We start from the raw sequence: 21,389 nt of genomic DNA, 5'->3' as shown, positions 1-21,389 counted from the left end.
CTCCGGTCGTTCCGCACGCATTCGCGACGTCTCAGGCGCGGATGCTGCCATACCGACCGGTAATCCAACAGGGCGACGTGCCGGATCCCACCCCTCGAACGGCACTTATCGGCCCGCACTCAGCCGATGGCCGAGGTTCACCCTGCGTTCACTCTCCTCCATCGGCCGCTTCACCTGATCTACCTAATTTCGGCCCTACCGAGTGCGCGTCCCCCACGGCACGAGCGCAGTACGGCCGGCTTCCGCCATGGACGCGGCAGTCATCTCTCACTCACCGCACGCCGACGAAGCGGCGCGCCCCAGGAAGGAACTCTCGACAGTGAAGCTTCAGCGCAAGAACCGGGTTCGCGCCCTCGCCGTTGGCGCTCTCGCCGTCTCCGGTGCCCTGGCCCTGACGGCGTGCGGCTCCGACGACACCTCCGGCGGTGGCGCCGCCGCCGCCAAGACGTCGAACATCAAGTGTGACGGCAAGGGCAAGCTGCTCGCGTCCGGCTCGTCCGCGCAGAAGAACGCCATGGACGTCTGGGTGCAGAACTACTCGGGCGCCTGCAAGAGCACCGAGATCAACTACCAGCCGACGGGCTCCGGCGCCGGCGTCACGACCTTCCTGCAGGGCCAGACCGCCTTCGCGGGCTCCGACTCGGCCCTCAAGCCGGAGGAGATCGCCAAGTCCAAGAAGGTCTGCAAGAACGGCCAGGCGATCGACCTGCCGATGGTCGGCGGACCGATCGCGGTCGGCTACAACGTCCCCGGCGCGGACAACCTCGTGCTGGACGCCCCGACCCTGGCGAAGATCTTCGACTCGAAGATCACCAAGTGGAACGACGCCGCGATCAAGAAGCTGAACCCGGGCGCCAAGCTCCCGGACCTCAAGATCCAGGCGTTCCACCGCTCCGACGACTCGGGCACCACCGACAACTTCACCAAGTACCTCAAGGGCGCCGCCCCGGGTGACTGGAAGCACGAGCCGGCCAAGAAGTGGGAAGGCACCGGCGGCCAGGCGGCGTCCGGCTCGGCCGGCGTCTCCTCGCAGGTCAAGCAGACCGCCGGGGCGATCTCCTACTTCGAGCTGTCCTACGCGACGGCCGGCAAGATCCCCACGGTCAAGCTGGACACCGGCGCCAAGCAGCCGGTCGACGCCACCGTCGACAACGCCTCGAAGGCCATCTCCGAGGCCAAGCAGGTCGGCACGGGCGACGACCTGGCCCTGCAGCTCAACTACACCACCAAGGCCGAGGGTGCCTACCCGATCACCCTGGTGACGTACGAGATCGCCTGCGACAAGGGCAACAAGGCCGAGACGCTGCCCGCCACCAAGTCCTTCCTGACCTACGTCGCCAGCAAGGACGGCCAGAGCGCCCTCAAGGCCCTCGGCTACGCCCCGCTGCCCACCGAGATCGCCGACAAGGTGCGCGCGAGCGTCGCCAAGCTCTCCTGACCCACCGGGCGGCGGCCCACCGGCCGCCGTACGACCGAAGGGGCCCCCTCACAAGGGCCCCTTTCGGGCCGCCGCCCGTCCGGTGCACCGCCGCGCCAGGAGCCCTCACCGGCTCCGCAGACCGGAGAATCCATGAAGACACCCTCCTCCACGACCGACACCCCGCCCCTGCCACCGCAGCACGACGGCTCCGCCGTCTCCGGCAAGGCGGTCCGCCCCGGCGACCGGATCTTCCTCGGGCTCTCCCGGGGCTCCGGAATCGCCCTGCTGGCGATCATGGCCGCGATCGCGGTCTTCCTGACCTACCGCTCGGTGCTCGCCATCTCGGGCGACAAGGCCAACTTCTTCACCACGCTGGACTGGAACGCCAGCGGGAGTGACCCGAAGTTCGGCATCGCCGTGCTGGCCTTCGGCACCCTCGTCAGCTCGCTGATCGCGATGCTGATAGCCGTGCCGGTCGCGGTCGGCATCGCGCTGTTCATCTCGCACTACGCGCCGCGCAAGCTGTCCTCCCCGCTCAGCTACGTCATCGACCTGCTCGCCGCGGTGCCCAGCATCATCTACGGCCTGTGGGGCGCGCTGTTCCTCGTCCCGCACCTGAGCGGTCTCTACACCTGGCTGGACGACTACCTCGGCTGGACCGGCATCTTCAGCTACGCCGGCGGGGCGGCCCGCTCGCTGTTCACCGTCGGCATCCTGCTCGCGATCATGATCCTGCCGATCGTGACCAGCGTCAGCCGTGAGGTCTTCCTCCAGGTCCCGAAGACGCACGAGGAGGCCGCGCTGGCCCTCGGCGCCACCCGCTGGGAAGTCATCCGGATGTCGGTGCTCCCCTTCGGCCGCTCCGGGATCATCAGCGCCTCCATGCTCGGCCTGGGCCGCGCGCTCGGCGAGACGATGGCCGTCGCCACGGTCCTCTCCCCCAGCTTCCTCATCAACACCAGCCTGCTGGACCCGGGCGGCGGCACCTTCGCCCAGAACATCGCCAGCAAGTTCAGCGAGGCCGACGAGTTCGGCCAGGACGCGCTGATCGCCTCCGGGCTCGTCCTCTTCGTGATCACGCTGCTCGTCAACGGCGCGGCCCGCCTGATCATCGCCCGCCGCAAGGAGTATTCGGGAGCCGCAGCATGAGCGTCATGACCGGCCGTCACGCGGTCTCCGACGGCAGCGGCCCGCTGCCCGTCTCCCTCAAGCAGGCCCGGCTGCCGCGCTGGACCCCGCCGGCGCTCGCCCTGGCCGCGGCCGGCGCGGGCTGCGGCATCGGCCTGGCCGCCGGCCTGGACAGCACGGTCCAGTGGGGCCTGCTCGCCGGCCTGCTCTTCGTGCTGGGCACGTTCGCGCTGGCCGCGGGCGTCGAGGGCACCCGGCAGGCCAAGGACCGGCTGGCCACCAGCCTGGTCTGGCTCTGCTTCCTGGTCGCCGTCGTCCCGCTGGCCTCCCTGCTGTGGGAGACCGTCGCCCGCGGCACCAAGGTGCTGGACGGCTTCTTCCTCTCGCACTCCATGGGCACCACCCCGGACGCCCTGCCCGGCGGCGGCATCTACCACGCGATCATCGGCACCCTGGAGCAGGTCGGCCTGGCCACCCTGATCGCCGCGCCGCTCGGCCTGCTCACCGCGATCTACCTCGTCGAATACGGACGCGGCGCGCTCGCCCGGGCCGTGACCTTCTTCGTGGACGTCATGACGGGCATCCCGTCGATCGTGGCCGGCCTGTTCATCCTCTCGGTGTGGATCCTGATCCTCGGCTTCGGCCCGTCCGGCTTCGCCGGTGCGATGGCGCTGGCGATCCTGATGATGCCGGTCGTCGTCCGCTCCACCGAGGAGATGCTCAAGCTCGTCCCGAACGAGCTGCGCGAGGCGTCGCTGGCCCTGGGCGTGCCGAAGTGGCGCACCATCCTCAAGGTCGTGCTGCCGACGTCGGTCGGCGGCATCACCACCGGCGTGATGCTCGCCATCGCCCGGATCACCGGCGAGACGGCGCCCGTGCTGCTCCTGGTCTGGGGCGCGAAGACGATCAACAACAACCCCTTCCAGGACGCCCAGCAGTCGCTTCCGCTCTACGTCTTCCAGCAGTGGCAGCAGGGTTCCGAGGCCTCCTACGACCGCGCCTGGGCCGCAGCTCTGGTCCTCATCGCCTTCGTCATGGTCCTCAACCTGCTGGCCCGCGGCATCGCCCGCTGGAAGGCCCCCCGCGGAGGACGGCGTTGAGCCGCGGCGGAGTCCGCAGCCCGCATCCCGGCAACGAGGATGCGGCGCCCGACCGGAGCCGAAGCGAGACGACGTCCGACCCTTTTGACGCAGCCCGGCCGCCGACCCGGCCCGGCGACAGAAAGAAGCAGTGATTTCCATGGCCAAGCGAATCGACGTCAGCGGCCTGAGCGCGTACTACGGCAGCCACAAGGCCATCGACGACATCTCGATGACGGTCGAGCCGCGCTCCGTGACGGCCTTCATCGGCCCGTCCGGCTGCGGCAAGTCGACCTTCCTGCGCACCCTGAACCGGATGCACGAGGTCACCCCCGGCGGCCGCGTCGAGGGCAAGGTGATGCTCGACGACGAGAACCTCTACGGCTCCGGCGTCGACCCGGTGGCCGTCCGCCGCACCGTCGGCATGGTCTTCCAGCGCCCCAACCCGTTCCCCACGATGTCGATCTTCGACAATGTCGCGGCCGGCCTGCGGCTGAACGGCTCGTACAAGAAGGGCGAGCTGAAGGACATCGTCGAGCGGTCCCTCAAGGGCGCCAACCTGTGGAACGAGGTCAAGGACCGGCTGAACAAGCCCGGTTCGGGCCTGTCCGGCGGCCAGCAGCAGCGGCTGTGCATCGCCCGCGCCATCGCGGTCGAGCCGCAGGTGCTGCTGATGGACGAGCCGTGCTCCGCCCTCGACCCGATCTCCACCCTCGCCATCGAGGACCTGATCGGCGAGCTGAAGGAGCGCTTCACGATCGTCATCGTGACGCACAACATGCAGCAGGCCGCGCGCGTCTCTGACCGTACGGCGTTCTTCAACCTCGCCGCGGTCGGTCAGCCCGGCAAGCTGGTCGAGATCGACGAGACCGAGCGGATCTTCTCCAACCCCTCGGTCCAGGCCACGGAGGACTACATCTCCGGCCGCTTCGGCTGAGCCGCCCGCGCGCCCCGGCCGGCGACCGGCCGGGGCCGCCCCCTCCACGTCCTGCGGTGCTGCATGGCGGTGCCACCGCACGACGAAGGGCCCGCCCCTCTTCCCGGGGGCGGGCCCATTGCCGTGGCGCGGAGAGCGGTCAGCCGAAGGCCAGCGCGACGAGCCAGTACGAGAACGCCGCGACCAGCGCCGCGGCCGGCATGGTGATGAACCAGCCCATCACGATGTTCTTGGCGACGCCCCAGCGCACCGCGCGCGGGCGCTTGGTCGAGCCGACACCCATGATCGCGGAGGTGATGACATGGGTCGTGGAGATCGGGGCCTGGAACATGAACGACGCGGTGTACATGACCGAGGCGGCCGTGGTCTCCGCGGCGAAGCCCTGCGGGGGGTCCAGCTCGATGATGCGGCGGCCCAGGGTGCGCATGATGCGCCAGCCGCCCGCGTACGTACCGAGCGAGAGGGTGAGCGCACAGGCCAGCTTGACCCAGATCGGGATCGCGGCGTTGGGCTCCTCGGCGTCGGCGATGACCAGGGCCATCACGACGACACCCATGGTCTTCTGGGCGTCCTGCAGGCCATGGCCGAGCGCCATACCGGCCGCGGACACCGTCTGGGCTATGCGGAAGCCGCGCTTGGCCTTGTGCGGGTTGGACTTCCGGAAGAGCCACAGGATCGCGACCATCACCAGATAGCCGAGCACCAGCCCGACCACCGGCGACAGGAACATCGGCAGGACGACCTTCTCGACCACCCCGGACCAGATCACGGTGGTGCCACCGGCCAGCGCGGCGCCGACCATGCCGCCGAACAGCGCGTGCGAGGACGACGAGGGCAGGCCGAAGTACCAGGTGACCAGGTTCCAGACCACCGCACCCACCAGCGCGGCGAACAGGATGCCCATCCCCTTGCTGCCGTGGGGAGTGGCGATCAGCCCCTCGCTGACCGTCTTGGCGACGCCGCTGCCGAGGAAGGCACCGGCGAGGTTCATGACGGCGGCCATCGCCAGCGCCGCCCGCGGGGTCAGCGCGCGGGTCGAGACCGAGGTCGCGATGGCGTTGGCGGAGTCATGGAAGCCGTTGGTGTACGTGAATCCGAGCGCGACCGCAATGGTCACGATGAGCGCGAAGGTGTCCATGGGAGGCGCTCAGGACTCCTTGACCGCGATGGTCTCGACCGTGTTGGCGACGTGCTCGAACGCGTCCGCCGCCTCTTCCAGGATGTCCACGATCTGCTTGAGCTTGAGGACCTCGATGGCGTCGTACTTGCCGTTGAAGAGGTGCGCCAGCAGCTTGCGGTGGATCTGGTCGGCCTGGTTCTCCAGCCGGTTGACCTCGATCCAGTACTCGGTGAGGTTGGTCATCGTCCGCAGATGCGGCATGGCCTCGGCGGTCAGCTCGGCCGCCCGCGCCAGCACCTCGATCTGCTGGTCGACGCCCTTGGGGAGCTCCTCGACCTTGTAGAGGACGACCAGGTCGACCGCCTCTTCCATGAAGTCCATGATGTCGTCGAGCGACGAGGCGAGGTTGTAGATGTCCTCGCGGTCGAACGGCGTGATGAACGAGGAGTTCAGCTGGTGGAAGATCGCGTGCGTCGCGTCGTCCCCCGCGTGCTCCGCCGCCCGCATCCGCTCAGCGATCTCTGCCCGGGCGGAGGCGTCGGCCCCGAGCAGTTCCATCAGGAGCTTCGAGCCGGTGACGATGTTGTCCGCGGAGGCGGCGAACATGTCGTAGAAGCTCGTCTCCCTGGGGGTCAGACGAAAGCGCACGTGAAATCCTCGGGGTACATCGGATTCGGTCGGGTTGATGCTAGGCGCATCCTCCAGCCACTGCTAACCGGCATTCCTTCAGTGTCGCCCATCGGGCAGCATGCTCTGCACGGGGTACCACAGGTGCCCGTAAAGTTCGGTACCATATACCCACCAGGGGTATATGGACGCCTAGATAGCAGGGGAGACGGCCATGACGACCATGGACGCCGACACCGACGGCGACACCGCAGCACCCGCCGCCCGCGCCACCCCGCAGCCGGACTCCGACCACCGAGGCGACGCCCAAACCGTGACCGATAACGCAGCGACTCCTCCCGCAGTCGGCCCGCACGGCTACGCACAGCAGAAAGACGCACACATCAAGCGACTGCGCAGGATCGAGGGACAGATCCGCGGACTGCAGCGGATGCTCGAAGAGGATGTGTACTGCATCGACATACTCACCCAGGTCTCGGCGAGCACCAAGGGCCTGCAGTCCTTCGGTCTCCAGCTCCTGGAGGAGCATCTGCGGCACTGCGTCGCCGACGCGGCCGTCAAGGGCCCCGAGGCCATCGACGCCAAGGTCCAGGAAGCGACCAAGGCGATCGAGCGGATGCTGCGCACCTGAGCCGGCCGGCCTGCGACACCCCTAGCCCGGGGGACGCCCCGCCGGCCCGGGCGGCGGCACCGGCTGCACGCGCCCGCCGTCCTCCCCGTCGACCTCCAGCACCTCGTCGATACGGTCCGGACTGAGCCGATCCTCGCTCGCGGCCGCCGCCGCGATCATCAACTCACCGGTCAGGTCGATCTCGACGAGGGCGACGTGGTCCTGAACCGTCGTAGGGCGGTGTCCGGCCACGTACAACACCTCCTCCTTCGAGCGCCTTCCCACGCCTCCGGTGGTTACCGTCAGCGTAAAGAGCGGCGCACACTCCGCGCATGGCACGGATGGACCATTTCCGCCTGCCCGCCCGCGCCCCGACATGGTGACCGGCCGGCGCGCCGGCCCTACGGGGTGGCCGAGGCGACCTTTCCCGCGTAGATGTCACGCTCGTCCGGCAGCCGCACCGTGATCCCCGTGCCGAAACCGGACAGCTCCGTGGTGGAGACCACCGCCGCGCCCTGCGGTGCGCCGTTGGCGAAGCGGAACCACTGGCGCACCCGGCGCAGCCGGCCGGCCCCGTCCAGAGACACCTCGAACGGCACCTCGTCGGTGATGAATCCTTCCTCCGCGGCGACCAGCGCGGAACGGGAGCGCGGGGACGCCGCCTGGGCGGCCGTCTGGATGTCCGTCACCCCCCGATAGTGCCGCACCACGACTCCGTCCACCCGCTCTTCGCCCTGATATGTCACATTCCGTGCGCCACGCAGGAGTTCGGCGGCGGTCAGCGGATCGGTCGCACCGCCGGTGACCAGGTTCCCGTCGGCGAGCGAGGCGGTGGCGACCCGTACCCATTTGTCGGCGGGCACCCCGGCGCCGCGGTTCTTCATGAACAGCGCACCGGGCGTGAGGATCTCGGTGACCGGCTGATGGCCGCCGTCGGCCCGGCCCGCCGGATCGGGCAGCACGACGCGCAGCCGCCCGGTGCTGGTGACGAAGTCGTAGCCGCCGGTGCCGCGGATGGCCACGCGGGTGCCGCCGCTCACGGTCTCCATGGACGTACGGACCCGGGCGGAGCGGGCCCGCAGCAGGGCGTCGGCGCTGGCCCGGACGTCCCTGGCGGCAGCGGCGGGGCCCCGGCCGGGCGGCTCCTGGTCGTCGGCCGCAGCGCCGTCCGGGGAACAGCCCGTCGTCAGCAGCCCGACCGCCAGCCCCGTCCCGCACGCCATGGCCACGACGGCCGCGCCGCCTCCTCGCCTGTCCTGCACCACCATCGCGTACGAGCCCCCTCGGCCGCTGTCTTCGGGAACGGCCTGGGCCGGCCGGTCCGCTCGGGTGGGCCGGACGGTGCGCCACCGCCGCGTCACGCGTTCCGCCGACCGATCCGTTCAACGAGTGGCGAGGGGGCTCGTCACGCACCGGCGAACGGGGCGTAGCGTGGCGGCGTGCCCGACCGAACGCCCCACGCGACCTCCACCACCGAACGCGGGTCCTTCTGCAGCGCCCGCTGTGACTGCGGCTGGCGGGGGCCGGCCCGCCGCGCCCGCTCACAGGCGCGTACGGACGCCGAGCGGCATCTGGTGGACGCCGGGGCGGGCGCCGCTCCGCACAGCCGGATGGAATGAGGAACTCCGTTCCGGGAACCCCCCGCGCCCGTACGGCATCTGCCTAGGAGGGGAGGCAATGCCCGCCACCGGTAACGGACTTCAGGCCCGCTACCGGACAGCGCAGGACAGGACCGGGCACAGCGGCACGCGGGGCAGCGCGTCGCCGCATCCGCCCGTGTCCGCCTCCTCGGACACGCCCCGTAGCCTCTGCCGGTCTCCCGGCGGGCGGGGCCGGACCGGACGACATCGAGGGGGATCCATCCCAGTGAAGCGGCGCACACTCCTGCAGGTCGGCGGCGGACTGGCGGCGACGTCGGTCGCCTGGGCCACCGGCTGCGACACCAAGACCGGCAAGGCGGGTGCGGCGTCCTCCGCCTCCGCCTCGGGGACCGCGAACAGCGTCGGCGCGGTGCAGAACACCGCGGCCGTCGCCGGCGGCGGGGCCTCCAAGGCCTCCTGGACCGCGCTCGGCAAGAGCCTGGACGGCAAGCTGATACGGGCGTCGGACGCTGCCTACGCGACCGCCCGCCGTCTCTACAACACCCGCTACGACACGCTGAAGCCGTCGGCCATCGCCTACGTCAAGCACCCGGCGGACATCGCCGAGTGCCTGTCCTTCGCCCGGCGGCACGACACCCCGGTCGCCATCCGCAGCGGCGGCCACTCCTACGCGGGCTGGTCCAGCGGCAACAACAAACTCATCATCGACGTCTCCGCCCTGTCCAAGGTCGGCGCGCCCTCCGGCGGCATCACCCGCATCGGCGCCGGCGCCAAACTCATCGACGTCTACGAGGGCCTGGGCGCGCACGGCGTGACCATACCCGGGGGCTCTTGCCCCACCGTCGGCATATCCGGGCTCACGCTCGGCGGCGGCCACGGCGTGTCCTCCCGCGCCTACGGCCTGACCTGCGACAGCCTCGTCGGCGCCACCCTCGTGACGGCCGACGGCAAGACCGTCGACTGCGACAAGGACCGGCACGCCGACCTCTTCTGGGCGCTGCGCGGCGCCGGCAACGGCAACTTCGGCGTGGTCACCGAACTCCGCTTCCGCACGCACCCGGCGCCCCGCTCGGTGATGGCCTACATGACCTGGCCGTGGTCGAAGGCGGCGAAGGTGGTGGCGTCCTGGCAGAAGTGGGGCCCCACGCAGGCCGACGAGATATGGTCCGCCTGCCATCTCGACGCCCGCCCCGGCAACTCCCCCGGCGTCTCCGTCGCGGCCTTCTCGATGGGCAGCTACGGCGACCTGAAGAACGCCGTCGACAAGCTCGCCGACCAGCCCGGCGGCCCCGGCCCCGCCACCAGCATCCACCTCACGCCGATCGGCTACCTGGACGCGATGGAGTCGTACGCGGGCTGCTCCTCGAAGTCCACCGCGCAGTGCCACATGCCGGGTTCGCTGCCCGGGCACACCGCCGCCGGCAAGCTGGGCCGCGAGACCTACGCCGCCCGCTCGCACTTCTTCGACCGCTCGCTGCCGGCGGCCGGCATCCGCGCCCTGATGGACCAGATCGAGCGCGGCGGCCGGGGCGGCGTCGGCGGCAACGTGGCCCTGACGGCGCTGGGCGGCGCCATCAACCGCGTCGGCAGCACCGACACCGCGTTCGTCCACCGCGGCTCGCGCTTCCTCGCCCAGTACCTGACGTCCTGGGGGGCCGGCGGCTCGTCCGGCAAGCAGACCGCGTGGCTGAATGCGTTCCATGACGCGATGCGCCGCTACTCCTCGGGCGCCGCCTACCAGAACTACACCGACCCGGGCCTGAGCGACTGGAAGTCCGCCTACTACGGCTCCGCGGCCGGCCGGCTCGCGCAGGTCAAGCACACCTACGACCCGCAGCGGCTGTTCAGCACCTTCCCCCAGGCGCTCTGAGACCGCGGGCGGACACACGGACGGCCCGGCCCCGCGAGGGGTCCGGGCCGTCCGCATCCGCCAGGTCGTCGTCCCTGCCGACGGGCCGTCAGGCGGCAGGGCCCGCCGGCCGCGACCGTCAGGCCGCCAGATCCTTGTCCCGCTCCTTGGGGCCGGGCTGCATCCCCGGGCCCGCGGCCACCACCCGGCTGCCCTCCGGGGGCGAGCCGTCCCCGTCCGCGCCCTCGGCGCCCGGCGCCCGCACCAGCCACGCCAGCTTCGACCCGGCGATCGCCGTCATCAGCGGCACCAGGAGCGCCTGCGCGAGCGGCGCGAGCAGCAGCGCGACGGCGGTGCCCAGGGCGAAGCCGCCGATCACGTCCGTCGGATAGTGGACGCCCATGTAGACGCGGCAGAAGCCCTCGGCGAGCGCCAGCCCGATGCCGATCAGGCCGTACTTGCGGTGCGCGACGAACAGGCCGACGCCGACCGCCATGGTGAGCGTCGCGTGGTCGCTGACGAACGAGAAGTCGCTCTTGCCGGGGATCAGCACCGCCAGGCCGGGGTGGTCCTTGAACGGCCGCGGCCGCTCGACGAACGCCCGGATCGGGATGTTGGCCAGCAGCGCGATCCCCGAGGCCAGCGGCGCCCAGACCAGCCCCGCGACGGCGGACGGCGCACCGGGCCGACGGCGCGCGGACCACCAGGCGACCAGGCACAGCACCGCGAGGGCGGCGATGAGGCCGTACTCGCCGATGTACTCCATCGCCGTGTTGACCCAGTGGGGGGCGTCCTTCGCGAGGCCGTTGACGCCGTCGAGCACGTCGACGTCGGGATTCGGCCCCTCGAGTGCGAGTCCAGCCATCTGCCGCGGCCCCTTATCTTTCGCGCGCGCGAGCGCCTTCGTGTGCTGCCTGCCCCCGTGGTCGTCGAGCGGGTGCTGCTGCGATTTCTGCTACGTCCCCACGCCAAGGAAACGCGATGCCGCACCCCGGCGTTCCCTTCTCCACCGGAAGATCACCAGGACGTTATCGAAGCTTGATTCATCACTGCAGTTCAGGGCCTTATGTTCACGCAGGGTTGGTGCCCGGCAGTGCTTTTGCGCCATCCGAGGTCACGCGCGTCGCACCGATGTAGTCCGGCGAGTCGATCTTGTCGAACCGGATCACGGCACCCGTGTACGGCGCGTTGATCATGTAGCCGCCCCCGACGTACATCCCCACATGGTGGATCGAACGGGGGTCGTTCAGGTTGTAGGCGAAGAACACCAGATCGCCCGGGAGCAGCTCGTCCCGCTTGGGATGCGGCCCGGCGTTCCACTGGTCGTTCGCCACCCGCGGCAGCTCGATGCCCACCGAGCGGTACGCGGCCTGGGTCAGCCCGGAGCAGTCGAACCGGCCGCCCTGCGCCGCGGTCCCCGTGCCGCCCCACAGATAGCGGGTACCGAGCTTCTCCTGCGCGAAGTAGATGGCCCCGGCGGCCTGCCGCGACGGCGCCACCGGCCCGGTCCGCGCCTCGAAGCTCTTCGCCAGGGTCGTGATCGTCTTCACGTAGTTCCGGGTCTCGCCATAGGGCGGCACGCCGTTGTACTGGATCACCCGGTAGGCGCCGGCGTTGTACGCCGCGAGCATGTTCTGCGTGGGGTCGCCCGAGGCGCCCTTCACATAGCGCGCCAGCTCGCAGTCGTACGAGGCCGCCGACGCGATGGCGTCCTGCGGGTCCCACACGTCCTTGCGGCCGTCGCCGTTCCCGTCGACGCCGTGCGTCTGCCACGTGCCCGGGATGAACTGCGCCAGCCCCTGCGCGGCGGCCGCGCTCTGCGCCTTGGGGTTCCATCCGCTCTCCTGGTAGAGCTGCGCCGCCAGCAGCGCGGGGCTTATCGCCGAACACAGCGTGCCCCACTTCTGCACCTGCGGCTGATACGCCGCCGGCACCGCGCCCTTCGCCAGCCCCAGGGCCCGCCCGGCGGCCCCGCCGAGCCCGGCCGCCACCGTGAACGTGGCGATCACGAGCAGCCCGAGCAGACAGAGCATCAGCCCTGCCCCGAGCCCACCGGCCACCCAGAATTTGCGCACCCCCCAACCCTCCCTCATCCAGCAGCGGTTCACTGCCTTTTTCCGGCCGGACCCGCGCGCCCCGCGCCGTGAGATGCCGCACGACGGCGCACGACACGGCGCAGGGGGCGGCACAAGAGCGGCACGGGGCGCCAGAGGGGGCACATCGTCCGGAGGGTGAGTGCGCGCACGGACGCGCCGGGAACACCGCCGAACGAGGGACACCGCCCACGGGCCCGGGGCGGCCGGCACGGCCCGCGGCCGCCACACGAACGGACCAGTCCCGCACGGCGCGCCGGACCGGCCACCGACGCTTCCGATGATCATTGCTCAGGGTTATCCACCGTGATACACACAGTGAGACTAGTCGGTTCAATGGATGGCGTGCGCCCGCACATACACGCCACTCCCACGGGATCCGTCAAAGAAAGGCGCCAAGTCGACAGCTGACGGCTCGTTTGTCAGCGAAGATAGAGGCTGACCTGTACCGCGCCGGCCAGGCGCACAACTACCCATCAAGGGGCGGTGAGTTCACACATGTTCATTGCGGCCGACAAAGGCGACATCACCACCATCATCGGCGGAATCGCCCCGGACTGGGGGCCGTTCGGGACCCTGGGCAACGAGGCCCGCGTGATGATCGAGGTGGTCATGGCGGTAGCGATCCTGCTGTGCCTCGGCATCGCGATCTGGGGCGCCGCCAAGCAGCGCATCGGCGCCACCGCGCTGCGCGACACCTTCAGCGCCGAACAGGGCAAGGGCCTCATCGTGGCCGGCCTGACCGGCGTCTTCATCATCGGCTCCCTGGGGACACTGTTCACCATCGTTTACGGCATGGCGGTCTAGGCACGCCGAAGCCCGGGCGGCCCCGTCGGCGCACCCTGACCCGCGCCCGTCCCCGCGCCGCCCCCATGCGCCCCCGCCCGTCCTCTCTCCGCCTCCCCGTGCCCCCGCTCACCCCCCACCGTCTCCACCTTCCCTGCCGAGGCCACATGCTGACGCCCACTCACGCCGGCCCGACGCCACCACCCCGCCCCCTGGCCACCCCCGCCACCAGCGGACCGACGGGACCGGCCACCGCCCCGGGGCGGGTGCATCCGGGAGCGGGGCGGCGCAAGAAGGCGGCGGCGACCCCGGAACGGGGCAGGGGCGCAAATGCCCCAGAGTCCCCCATTCGCCTCCGCCGTACCGCATCTGAGGACCCGTCACGGTGAGATGTACTCGAACCACAGCACCCGAGTCGCCGTGCGCGCGGCTACGGTCATATGAGGGCGGCAACACCACGGCACGCACGGCGACAGCGGCAGAGGGGGCACAGGCGCGATGAGTCTCAGCGACGACGGCGGCTACGGCGGCGACAGCCACCGCGGTCCCGAGACGGGCCAGACACGGACCAGACTTCCCGACAGCGACGGTGAAGGCTACGGCGCGGCGCGTCGCTCCCGCACCGGCCTGACCAGCCGCAACCTCATCACCATCGTCGGCGTGATCGTCCTGCTGCTCGCGGCCATCGCCTTCGCCAACCGCGGCGGCAGCGGCAACAGCGAATCCCCCTCGGACGACGCCGCCAAGGACGCCGGCGCCGCCCGCCCCACCGCCCCCACCGGCACCAAGCCGGTCACCGGCAAGAACGGCGGCATCGCCAAGGGCTTCCCCAAGACGGAACAGGGGGCGGAGTCGGCGGCGGCGAATTATGCGGTGGCGCTCACCAGCGAAGGTATGTACAAGGCCGCCAGAAGGCACGAGATCGCCGACGCCGTCTATGCGCCATCCGTGGCAGCGGCCCGCAAGAGCGCCCTCGACAAGGTGTACTCCGACCCCGCCTTCCTCGGCCGGATCGGTCTCAAGCCGGACGGCACCGCCCCCAGCGGCATGACGTTCGTTTCACGCGCGAACCCGGTCGGCACCAAGACCGAATCGCTCAAGGACGACACCGCCAAGGTCTCGGTCTGGTACTCCGCCCTCTTCGGCCTCGCCGGTGCGCAGTCGAAGAACCCCGTGTCGGAGAGCTGGTACACGAACACGTTCGACCTGAAGTGGAGGGACGGGGACTGGAAGGTCACCGACTTCACGCAGAAGGACGGTCCCGCTCCGGTCGGCAGAGACCAAGCTGCTGCGTCGGCAGGGGACATGACCAAGGCCGTGCAAGGGTTCGGAGGGTTCACCTATGCCCGCTAACAGTCGTCGTGCCCTCTCCCTCGCCGCGCTGGTGACGATCGTCCAAACGAACGCTGTGCTGCTGGCCTCCCGCGCCTTCGCAGCACCGGACCCGACACCGAGCAGCGACCCCTGTGACCTCGTCCGGGGCCCCGCCAAGGCCTACTGCCAATCCGGTGACAAAGCCGGGTCCGGTGCGCCCAAGCAGCCCGGGGGCCTCACCGACGACAACCCCCTCGACCCCCTCAGTTCCCTCGCCAAGGGTTTCGCCAAGGCCGCCGCGTGGATCGTGGGCAAGCTGTCGGACGCGGTGCAGGCCACCTCCCATGTGGACTTCACCAACGCGGCCTTCCTGCGGCAGTACGCCGTCGTGTTCGCCGCCTCCACCGTCCTCACGCTCGTGCTGTGGCTGCTGGCCGTCGCCAAGCGCGCCGTGCGCGGGGTGCGGCTGACCGAGGCGATCGGTGAGGCGGTCGGCTTCCTCTGGCTCACGGTGCTGGCCTCCGCCTTCACCCCGCTGATCCTCTACACGATCGTGTCGGCGACCGACGGCGTCACCGAGATCATCGCCAAGGGGACGGGGGCCCAGACCGACACCTTCTTCGGCGCGTTCTCCCAGGCGCTCACCAAGGGCACCGACATCGGCGGCGGGCCGATCATGCTGATCGTGGTGTCGCTGGTGTCGGTCCTGGCCGCCGGTGTGCTGTGGCTGGAGCTGGTGATCCGGGCCGCGCTGCTGTACGTCGGGGCGCTGCTCGGCACGGTCGTCTACGCGGGCCTGGTCGACAAGAACATGTGGGGCCATGTGCGCCGCTGGGCCGGCATCATGATCGCGGTGATCATGGTGAAGCCGGTCATCGTGATCGTCCTCGGCATCGCCGGGGCGCTCTCCCACGACAAGGGCCCGAACGCCTTCTCCGCCGTCGTCTCCGGCCTCGCCATCATCATCCTCGCCATCTTCGCCAGCGCGGTGATCTACCGCTTCGTCCCCGGCTTCGGCGACGAGATGGTCTCGGCCCGTACGAACAAGGGCCGGGCCACCGACGGCAGCCAGGCCGCCGCAATGATCTCCTCGCCGGCCGCGCTGGTCTCCCAGGGCATCAAGACCCACAGCTCCCGCCGCTCCGGCGGGGACGGCGGGGCCTCCCAGGGCGCGCAGGGCGGCCAGTCCCGGCCGGCCGACGCGGTGGCCGGCGGCGTCGCCGCGCACAGCTCCCGCACCGGCGGCGGCCGCGGCCCCGTACCCGCCACCCCCGCACCCCGTACGAACCCGCACCCCGGCCCGGGCAGCAGCTCCCGCACCGGCAAGACCTCAGGAGGTGAGGGGCGTTGAGCACGCAGTCCCACCCGATCACGCCACGCCGCACCTATCTGATCGGCCGCGCCCGGCCCCACGCGATCGTCGGCAAGAACCGCGAGACGGGTGAGATCGCGCTGATCATCGTGGGCGCGTTCCTCGGGATGATGTGCGGACTGCTGGTGCCCGTGTTGCCGCTGCGGATCGTGTCCCTCACCGGCTTCCCGATGCTGGGGCTCGCCCTCGTCTATGTGCCGTACAAGGGCCGGACGTTCTACAAGTGGTTCGAGATCCGGCGCAGCTTCCGCCGTACGGTCCGCCGCGGCGCCGGCTACCGCTCCGGCGCCGCCGAGGCCGGCGTCCGCCTCGACGGCCGGGAGATCGAGATCGGCCCGCCGCCCGGCATCGGCCGGATCAACTGGCTGTCCGCCCCCTTCGGACCGGACGAGATCGCCGTCCTGCTGCACGCCGACCGCCGCACGGTCACCGCCGCCATCGAGATCGAGGGCCCGGGCGTCGGCCTGCGCGACAGCGAGGACCAGGAGGCGCTGGTCGACCGCTTCGGGACGCTGCTGAAGCACGTGGCCAACGGCGACGGGTACGTGACCCGGCTGCAGATGCTCGCCCGCACCCTGCCCGCCGACCCCGACGCGCACGCCAAGGACGTCTCCCAGCGTGGCGACCGCTCCTCCCCGGCCTGGCTGCAGGAGTCCTACGACCAGCTCCAGTCGATGGTCTCCACCTCCTCCGAGCAGCACCGCGCCTACCTCGTCGCCTGCATGCACTACACCCGCGAGCTGGCCGCCGAGGCGCAGACCATGGCGCGCGCCGCCCGGATGCACCAGGGCGGGCTGCTGCGCAAGAAGCTGGACCGGGACGCCGGCCTCGCGGTCGTGATGGCCCGTGAGCTGACCGACATCTGCGCCCGCCTCGCCGAGGCCGACATCCGGGTGCGCCAGCCGCTGGGCCAGGCCCGCCTCGCCTCCCTCGTGCACTCCATGTACGACCCGGACCACCCCATCGACCACATCCAGGCGATGAGCAAGCGCAACACCTGGCCGGCCGAGCTCGACGCGATGGAGCCGACCTACCTCCAGGCCAAGACGCGGGAGTCGACGACCCGCGCACCGTGGTGCCACGCCACCGCCTGGGTCAAGGAGTGGCCGCTCACCCCGGTGGGCGTCAACTTCCTCGCGCCCCTCCTGGTGCACACCCCCGACGTGATCCGTACGGTCGCGGTCTGCATGGACCTGGAGCCCACCGAGGTCGCCATCGAGCGCATGCTGACGGAGAAGACCAACGACGACGCCGAGGCCAGCCGGGCCGCGAAGATGAACCGCGTCGTCGACCCGCGGGACGTCGCCCACCACGGCCGCGTGGACCAGCGCGGCGAGGACCTGGCCTCCGGCGCCGCCGGCGTCAACCTCGTCGGCTACATCACGGTCTCCTCCCGCTCCCCCGAAGCGCTGGCCCGCGACAAGCGCACCATCCGCGCCTCGGCCGGCAAGTCCTACCTCAAGCTGGAGTGGTGCGACCGCGAGCACCACCGGGCGTTCGTCAACACCCTGCCCTTCGCGACCGGGATCCGCCGCTAAAGCCGCTGGGAGGCGCGTACGTCATGGCCATGCTCGATCCGCTCGGAGCGCTCACCGACGCGTTCACCAGCTTCCTGTTCGGGAAGGTGGAGACGACCCGGCTGCCCGTACGCACCTCCACCGGCCAGGCCCAGGCGGTGTATCTGCCCACCGCGGCCCCCGGTCTCGGCGACTCCGGCGTGATCATCGGCCGTGAGGTCTACAGCGGCAAGGGATACATCTACGACCCCTTCCAGCTGTACGGACAGCAGCTGCCCGCCCCGCACTGGCTGGTCCTCGGCGAGTCCGGCAACGGCAAGTCCGCGCTGGAGAAGACCTACGTCCTGCGACAGCTGCGGTTCCGCGACCGGCAGGTCGTCGTGCTGGACGCGCAGGGCGAGGACGGCGTCGGCGAGTGGAACCTCATCGCCCAGGAGCTGGGCATAACCCCCATCCGCCTGGACCCGACCGCCGCCCTCAACGGCGGCATCCGTCTCAACCCCCTCGACCCGTCGATCACCACCACCGGCCAGCTGGCCCTGCTGCGCACGATCATCGAGGTCGCGATGGGCCACGGCCTGGACGAACGCTCCGGCTTCGCCCTGAAGGTCGCGCACGCCTACGTGATCGAGACCATCACCGACCGGCAGCCCGTCCTGACCGACATCGTCGAGCAACTGCGGCATCCGGAACCGGAGTCGGCGGAGGCGATGAATGTCGACATAGACGATGTCCGGGCCTGGGGTCTGGACGTCGCGCTGGTCCTCGACCGGCTCGTCGACGGTGACCTGCGCGGCATGTTCGACGGACCGACGACGGCCGGCATCGACCTCGACGCCCCCCTCATCGTCTTCGACCTCTCGCACATCGACCGCAACTCCATCGCGATGCCGATCCTGATGGCGATCGTCGGCGTCTGGCTGGAGCACACCTGGATCCGCCCCGACCGCAAGAAGCGCATCTTCCTGGTGGAAGAGGCCTGGCACATCATCAACTCCCCGTTCGTCGCCCAGCTCTTCCAGCGACTGCTGAAGTTCGGCCGGCGACTCGGCCTGTCGTTCGTGGCCGTCGTCCACCACCTCAGCGACGTGGTCGACGGCGCCGCCGCGCGCGAGGCCGCGGCGATCCTCAAGATGGCCTCCACCCGCACGATCTACGCCCAGAAAGCCGACGAGGCACGGGCCACCGGACGGGTGCTCGGCCTGCCCCGCTGGGCCGTCGAGATCATCCCGACCCTCACCCCCGGCATCGCCGTCTGGGACGTCAACGGCAACGTCCAGGTCGTCAAACACCTCATCACCGAGGCCGAACGCCCGCTGGTCTACACCGACCGGGCGATGACCGAGTCCTCCGCGATGCCGACGGACGAGGCGCGCGCCCTCCAGGCGGCCGCGGACGCCGAGGCCGAGGCACGCGCCGATGCCATGGCGAGGGAGCGGCAGTGGAGAGACGAGTCGAGCGAGACGGTGGCGTGAGGCCCGGATACGACGACGAACGAGGCGCCGCCGGCTACCGCGGGGCGCCCGGCCCCCGGGGCCGCGGCATCCCCGACTCCCTGCTGATCGGGCTGCTCGTCTTCCTGCTGGGCCTGACCGTCCTGGTGTGGAGCGCGACGGGCCTGGCCGGCCTCTTCGCCCACGGCGCCTGGCCCACCGGCGTCACCTACCCCGGCACCCCGATGGCGCTGCGTCATCTCGTCGCCGCACCCCATGACATGGCCGCCGCCTGGCCCGACACCCCGCAGGGCCAGCTCTCCGGCTACGGCCTGTTCTGGGGCATCCTCATCGGCCAGCTGATGGTGCTGCTGGTCCTGGCGATCTTCACGCTGGGAACGGTCACCCGCTATCGCGCCGTGCGGAAGGCCCGCCGGGCGACGCCCCGCCCGTCCACCGCACCCGTCCACTCATCGCAGCCACCGCAGCCACCGCAGCCACCGCAGCCGTCGCAGCCGTCGGCGGCCCAGCAGGCCGAACGGGAGGCGTGGCAGGCCCGCGAGGCCCTCCAGGAGACCGTCAGCACCGTTCCCACGGCGCCGGGCGAGGACCCGCGGCCCGCACCGTCCGTCCCGGCCACGCCCGTCGGGACCGCGCCCACCGGCCCCCTCCCCGAACAGCGCACCTCACCCCCGCTGCCGGCCCCCGAGACCGGGCACCCCGGCGGTACGGACGAACCCGCCCTCCCCCGCCTCCAGTTCTCCGCCACCCGCGGCGCCGCCCTCGCCACGACCCTGGCCACAGCCACCGCCGCCCCCGGCCCGCTGATCGTCGCCACCACGGATCCCGCCCTGTGGTCCGAGACCAAGGACGCCCGCGCCAAACTCGGCCCCCTGCTGACCTATGATCCCTCCCACCGCCTGGACACCCCGTCCCGGCTGCGCTGGTCGCCGACCTCCGGCTGTACGGACCTCGCCACCGCCACCACCCGCGCCGCCGCCCTGCTGGCCCCCGTACGCCCCGCCGCCGCCTCGGACGCGGCCGTCGCGGACGCCGCCCAGACCCTGCTGCGCTGCTGGCTGCACGCCGCCGCGATCGACGGCCGCCCGTTCCGCCAGCTGCACCGCTGGGCCCATGCCGCAGGCGCCGCACAGGAGCCCGTACGCATCCTGCGCACAAGCGCCAAGGCCTCCGCGGGCCAGGCCGGCGAGCTGGAGTCGGTGCTCACCGCCTACGCCGAACGCCGCGAGGCCGCCCAGCAGTTGGCCGGCCGCGCCCTGACCGCGCTCTCCTCGATCCACATCCGGGACGCCTGCAACCCACTTCGAGCGGATTCCGCGCTCCTCGAATCATTTATCGACGAGGGGGGAACGCTTTACGTGGTAGGCGATCCCCTCGAGGATCCGCGTACCGACCCGGGTGCGATGCCACTGCTCACCGCACTCCTCTCGAGCGTGGTCGAGCACGGCCGCCGCATGGCCGAACGGTCATCTGACGGTCGGCTCGACCCACCACTCACCCTCGTCCTGGACGACATCGCGGCCCTCGCCCCGCTACCCGCGCTGCCCGATCTCCTCGCCACGGGCGCCAGGAGCGGCCTGCTGACGCTGGCGACGATGCGCTCCCAGGAACAGGCCCGCGCCCGCTGGCCCCACCACTCCCTGACGGCCTGACACCCGCCGCCACGGAGCCGGCCGCACCGCGCTACTCCCGCTTCAGCACCATCTCCCGCTCCCGCGCGGCCGGGTCCTTCGGATCGGCCTCGGTCCGCCCCGTCTCCACGAACCCCAGGGACCGGTAGAACGCCTCGGCCCGCCCGTTCTCCTCGTGCACCCACAGCCGTACCCGCTCGGCCACCGGCTCGGTGAGCTGCCACGACCATGCGATCGCCGCGCGGAACAACTCCCGTGCCAGCCCGGTCCCCCGGTGCTCGGGCCGCACATACACGCCCACGAGATGGGTCTGCGGCATCTCCTCGTCCGCTTCGACCAGGACCACCACCATGCCGCCCCACCGGCCGTCCGCGTCCTCCCCGACGAACGTCAGCGGCGCGGCGCCCTCTTCGCTGCATGCCGCCCGGCGTTGCCACACCTCGTCGGGCCGGCCGGTCGCCTCCTCCAGCGTCTCATTGAACGCCACCCGGGCGATCGGATCCGCCAGGGCCGCCAGCCGCAGTTCCCTGAGCCGCTGCCACTCCTCCGCCTTCACAGGCCTGATCACATACGTCATGCGGCACAGGATCGCAGCGCCCCGGCTTCCGGGGCGAAAAGTCCAGTCTCTGGAACGGTTTCTGTTCCGGAACGCAGAAAAGCCCCGCACCATACGGTGCGGGGCTTTCCCACAATGATTGTTCGGCGGCGTCCTACTCTCCCACAGGGTCCCCCCTGCAGTACCATCGGCGCTGAAAGGCTTAGCTTCCGGGTTCGAAATGTAACCGGGCGTTTCCCTAACGCTATGACCACCGAAACACTATGAAGTTAACCAACCCGGCAATGACACAGGT

The 21,389-nt window shown here is 70.8% G+C and carries 20 protein-coding genes and 1 rRNA gene; 13 read left to right on the top strand and 8 right to left on the bottom strand.

Annotated features, from left to right (window positions below; genetic code table 11):
• Window positions 1-319: 319 nt before the first annotated feature.
• The 4 genes from pstS to pstB all read left to right on the top strand — a co-directional run bounded on the left by pstS (window position 320) and on the right by pstB (window position 4,564).
• The gene (gene pstS / locus ACQP17_RS20985; RefSeq protein WP_433857654.1) at window positions 320-1,438 is read left to right on the top strand and encodes a phosphate ABC transporter substrate-binding protein PstS; all 1,119 of its coding nucleotides are present in this window, start codon (window positions 320-322) and stop codon (window positions 1,436-1,438) included.
• Window positions 1,439-1,570: 132 nt separating this feature from the next.
• Window positions 1,571-2,569, top strand: a complete 999-nt coding sequence (pstC, locus tag ACQP17_RS20980) for a phosphate ABC transporter permease subunit PstC (protein WP_433857653.1) — start codon at window positions 1,571-1,573, stop codon at window positions 2,567-2,569.
• Window positions 2,566-3,648, top strand: coding sequence for a phosphate ABC transporter permease PstA (gene pstA / locus ACQP17_RS20975; RefSeq protein WP_433857652.1), 1,083 nt, complete (start codon window positions 2,566-2,568; stop codon window positions 3,646-3,648). The genes pstC and pstA overlap by 4 nt, the downstream gene beginning before the upstream one ends.
• A gap of 139 nt (window positions 3,649-3,787) precedes the next feature.
• Window positions 3,788-4,564 (top strand): phosphate ABC transporter ATP-binding protein PstB, encoded by a 777-nt coding sequence (gene pstB / locus ACQP17_RS20970; protein WP_433857651.1) that lies wholly within the window; start codon window positions 3,788-3,790, stop codon window positions 4,562-4,564.
• 139 nt (window positions 4,565-4,703) lie between these two features.
• Here pstB and ACQP17_RS20965 read toward each other — a convergent pair whose 3' ends face one another.
• Both ACQP17_RS20965 and ACQP17_RS20960 read right to left on the bottom strand, forming a co-directional pair.
• Window positions 4,704-5,702, bottom strand: a complete 999-nt coding sequence (locus ACQP17_RS20965; protein ID WP_189104157.1) for an inorganic phosphate transporter — start codon at window positions 5,700-5,702, stop codon at window positions 4,704-4,706.
• A 9-nt stretch (window positions 5,703-5,711) separates the two neighbouring features.
• Window positions 5,712-6,332 (bottom strand): DUF47 domain-containing protein, encoded by a 621-nt coding sequence (locus ACQP17_RS20960; protein WP_026170326.1) that lies wholly within the window; start codon window positions 6,330-6,332, stop codon window positions 5,712-5,714.
• 193 nt (window positions 6,333-6,525) lie between these two features.
• Between ACQP17_RS20960 and ACQP17_RS20955 the strand changes: the two genes are divergently transcribed.
• Window positions 6,526-6,942, top strand: coding sequence for a metal-sensitive transcriptional regulator (locus ACQP17_RS20955; protein ID WP_433857650.1), 417 nt, complete (start codon window positions 6,526-6,528; stop codon window positions 6,940-6,942).
• A gap of 21 nt (window positions 6,943-6,963) precedes the next feature.
• Here the strand turns inward: ACQP17_RS20955 and ACQP17_RS20950 are convergent, their stop codons facing one another.
• The gene (locus ACQP17_RS20950) at window positions 6,964-7,182 is read right to left on the bottom strand and encodes a hypothetical protein (protein WP_433859957.1); all 219 of its coding nucleotides are present in this window, start codon (window positions 7,180-7,182) and stop codon (window positions 6,964-6,966) included.
• A 140-nt stretch (window positions 7,183-7,322) separates the two neighbouring features.
• Window positions 7,323-8,189, bottom strand: a complete 867-nt coding sequence (locus tag ACQP17_RS20945; RefSeq protein WP_433857649.1) for a hypothetical protein — start codon at window positions 8,187-8,189, stop codon at window positions 7,323-7,325.
• A 171-nt stretch (window positions 8,190-8,360) separates the two neighbouring features.
• Here ACQP17_RS20945 and ACQP17_RS20940 point away from each other — a divergent pair, with 171 nt between their 5' ends.
• Complete coding sequence (locus tag ACQP17_RS20940; protein WP_433857648.1) at window positions 8,361-8,540, top strand: hypothetical protein; 180 nt, start codon at window positions 8,361-8,363, stop codon at window positions 8,538-8,540.
• A gap of 247 nt (window positions 8,541-8,787) precedes the next feature.
• The gene (locus ACQP17_RS20935) at window positions 8,788-10,392 is read left to right on the top strand and encodes an FAD-binding oxidoreductase (RefSeq protein WP_433857647.1); all 1,605 of its coding nucleotides are present in this window, start codon (window positions 8,788-8,790) and stop codon (window positions 10,390-10,392) included.
• A gap of 118 nt (window positions 10,393-10,510) precedes the next feature.
• On the opposite strand, the gene ACQP17_RS20930 is transcribed toward ACQP17_RS20935, so the two are convergent.
• Window positions 10,511-11,236: a phosphatase PAP2 family protein gene (locus tag ACQP17_RS20930; RefSeq protein ID WP_433857646.1), complete on the bottom strand. Its 726-nt coding sequence runs from the start codon at window positions 11,234-11,236 to the stop codon at window positions 10,511-10,513.
• A gap of 205 nt (window positions 11,237-11,441) precedes the next feature.
• Complete coding sequence (locus tag ACQP17_RS20925; protein WP_364879497.1) at window positions 11,442-12,446, bottom strand: bifunctional lytic transglycosylase/C40 family peptidase; 1,005 nt, start codon at window positions 12,444-12,446, stop codon at window positions 11,442-11,444.
• 516 nt (window positions 12,447-12,962) lie between these two features.
• Between ACQP17_RS20925 and ACQP17_RS20920 the strand changes: the two genes are divergently transcribed.
• From ACQP17_RS20920 to ACQP17_RS20895, 6 genes are all read left to right on the top strand, one after another.
• Window positions 12,963-13,271 (top strand): hypothetical protein, encoded by a 309-nt coding sequence (locus ACQP17_RS20920; protein WP_189104173.1) that lies wholly within the window; start codon window positions 12,963-12,965, stop codon window positions 13,269-13,271.
• Between the two features lie 477 nt (window positions 13,272-13,748).
• Window positions 13,749-14,603, top strand: a complete 855-nt coding sequence (locus ACQP17_RS20915; RefSeq protein WP_433857645.1) for a hypothetical protein — start codon at window positions 13,749-13,751, stop codon at window positions 14,601-14,603.
• Window positions 14,593-15,915 carry a hypothetical protein gene (locus ACQP17_RS20910; protein ID WP_433857644.1) on the top strand — a complete coding sequence of 441 codons (1,323 nt, stop codon included), beginning with the start codon at window positions 14,593-14,595 and terminating at the stop codon, window positions 15,913-15,915. Before ACQP17_RS20915 ends, ACQP17_RS20910 begins: the two co-directional genes overlap by 11 nt.
• Window positions 15,912-17,474, top strand: coding sequence for an SCO6880 family protein (locus ACQP17_RS20905; protein ID WP_433857643.1), 1,563 nt, complete (start codon window positions 15,912-15,914; stop codon window positions 17,472-17,474). Before ACQP17_RS20910 ends, ACQP17_RS20905 begins: the two co-directional genes overlap by 4 nt.
• A gap of 29 nt (window positions 17,475-17,503) precedes the next feature.
• A complete protein-coding gene (locus tag ACQP17_RS20900) occupies window positions 17,504-18,928 on the top strand; it encodes an ATP-binding protein (RefSeq protein ID WP_433859956.1) in 1,425 nt (474 codons plus the stop codon).
• Window positions 18,925-20,559 (top strand): type VI secretion protein, encoded by a 1,635-nt coding sequence (locus ACQP17_RS20895; RefSeq protein ID WP_433857642.1) that lies wholly within the window; start codon window positions 18,925-18,927, stop codon window positions 20,557-20,559. The genes ACQP17_RS20900 and ACQP17_RS20895 overlap by 4 nt, the downstream gene beginning before the upstream one ends.
• A gap of 31 nt (window positions 20,560-20,590) precedes the next feature.
• Here the strand turns inward: ACQP17_RS20895 and ACQP17_RS20890 are convergent, their stop codons facing one another.
• A complete protein-coding gene (locus ACQP17_RS20890) occupies window positions 20,591-21,115 on the bottom strand; it encodes a GNAT family N-acetyltransferase (RefSeq protein WP_433857641.1) in 525 nt (174 codons plus the stop codon).
• Window positions 21,116-21,235: 120 nt separating this feature from the next.
• Window positions 21,236-21,352 (bottom strand): 5S ribosomal RNA (gene rrf / locus ACQP17_RS20885).
• Window positions 21,353-21,389 lie beyond the last annotated feature (37 nt).

It is taken from the genome of Streptomyces kronopolitis (genome assembly GCF_050953795.1).
GTDB classification, from domain to species: Bacteria; Actinomycetota; Actinomycetes; order Streptomycetales; family Streptomycetaceae; genus Streptomyces; species Streptomyces kronopolitis_A.
The sequence above is the reverse complement of the archived record's forward strand: the minus strand, read 5'-3'. Positions and strand labels throughout refer to the sequence as shown.

Excerpts from the sequence above, each read along its gene's own strand:
- pstC (WP_433857653.1), top strand. The coding sequence starts at position 1,571 with ATGAAGACACCCTCCTCCACGACCGACACCCCGCCCCTGCCACCGCAG.
- pstA (WP_433857652.1), top strand. The coding sequence starts at position 2,566 with ATGAGCGTCATGACCGGCCGTCACGCGGTCTCCGACGGCAGCGGCCCG.
- pstB (WP_433857651.1), top strand. The coding sequence starts at position 3,788 with ATGGCCAAGCGAATCGACGTCAGCGGCCTGAGCGCGTACTACGGCAGC.
- ACQP17_RS20965 (WP_189104157.1), bottom strand. The coding sequence starts at position 5,702 with ATGGACACCTTCGCGCTCATCGTGACCATTGCGGTCGCGCTCGGATTC.
- ACQP17_RS20955 (WP_433857650.1), top strand. The coding sequence starts at position 6,526 with ATGACGACCATGGACGCCGACACCGACGGCGACACCGCAGCACCCGCC.
- ACQP17_RS20945 (WP_433857649.1), bottom strand. The coding sequence starts at position 8,189 with ATGGTGGTGCAGGACAGGCGAGGAGGCGGCGCGGCCGTCGTGGCCATG.
- ACQP17_RS20930 (WP_433857646.1), bottom strand. The coding sequence starts at position 11,236 with ATGGCTGGACTCGCACTCGAGGGGCCGAATCCCGACGTCGACGTGCTC.
- ACQP17_RS20920 (WP_189104173.1), top strand. The coding sequence starts at position 12,963 with ATGTTCATTGCGGCCGACAAAGGCGACATCACCACCATCATCGGCGGA.
- ACQP17_RS20915 (WP_433857645.1), top strand. The coding sequence starts at position 13,749 with ATGAGTCTCAGCGACGACGGCGGCTACGGCGGCGACAGCCACCGCGGT.
- ACQP17_RS20910 (WP_433857644.1), top strand. The coding sequence starts at position 14,593 with ATGCCCGCTAACAGTCGTCGTGCCCTCTCCCTCGCCGCGCTGGTGACG.
- ACQP17_RS20900 (WP_433859956.1), top strand. The coding sequence starts at position 17,504 with ATGCTCGATCCGCTCGGAGCGCTCACCGACGCGTTCACCAGCTTCCTG.
- ACQP17_RS20890 (WP_433857641.1), bottom strand. The coding sequence starts at position 21,115 with ATGACGTATGTGATCAGGCCTGTGAAGGCGGAGGAGTGGCAGCGGCTC.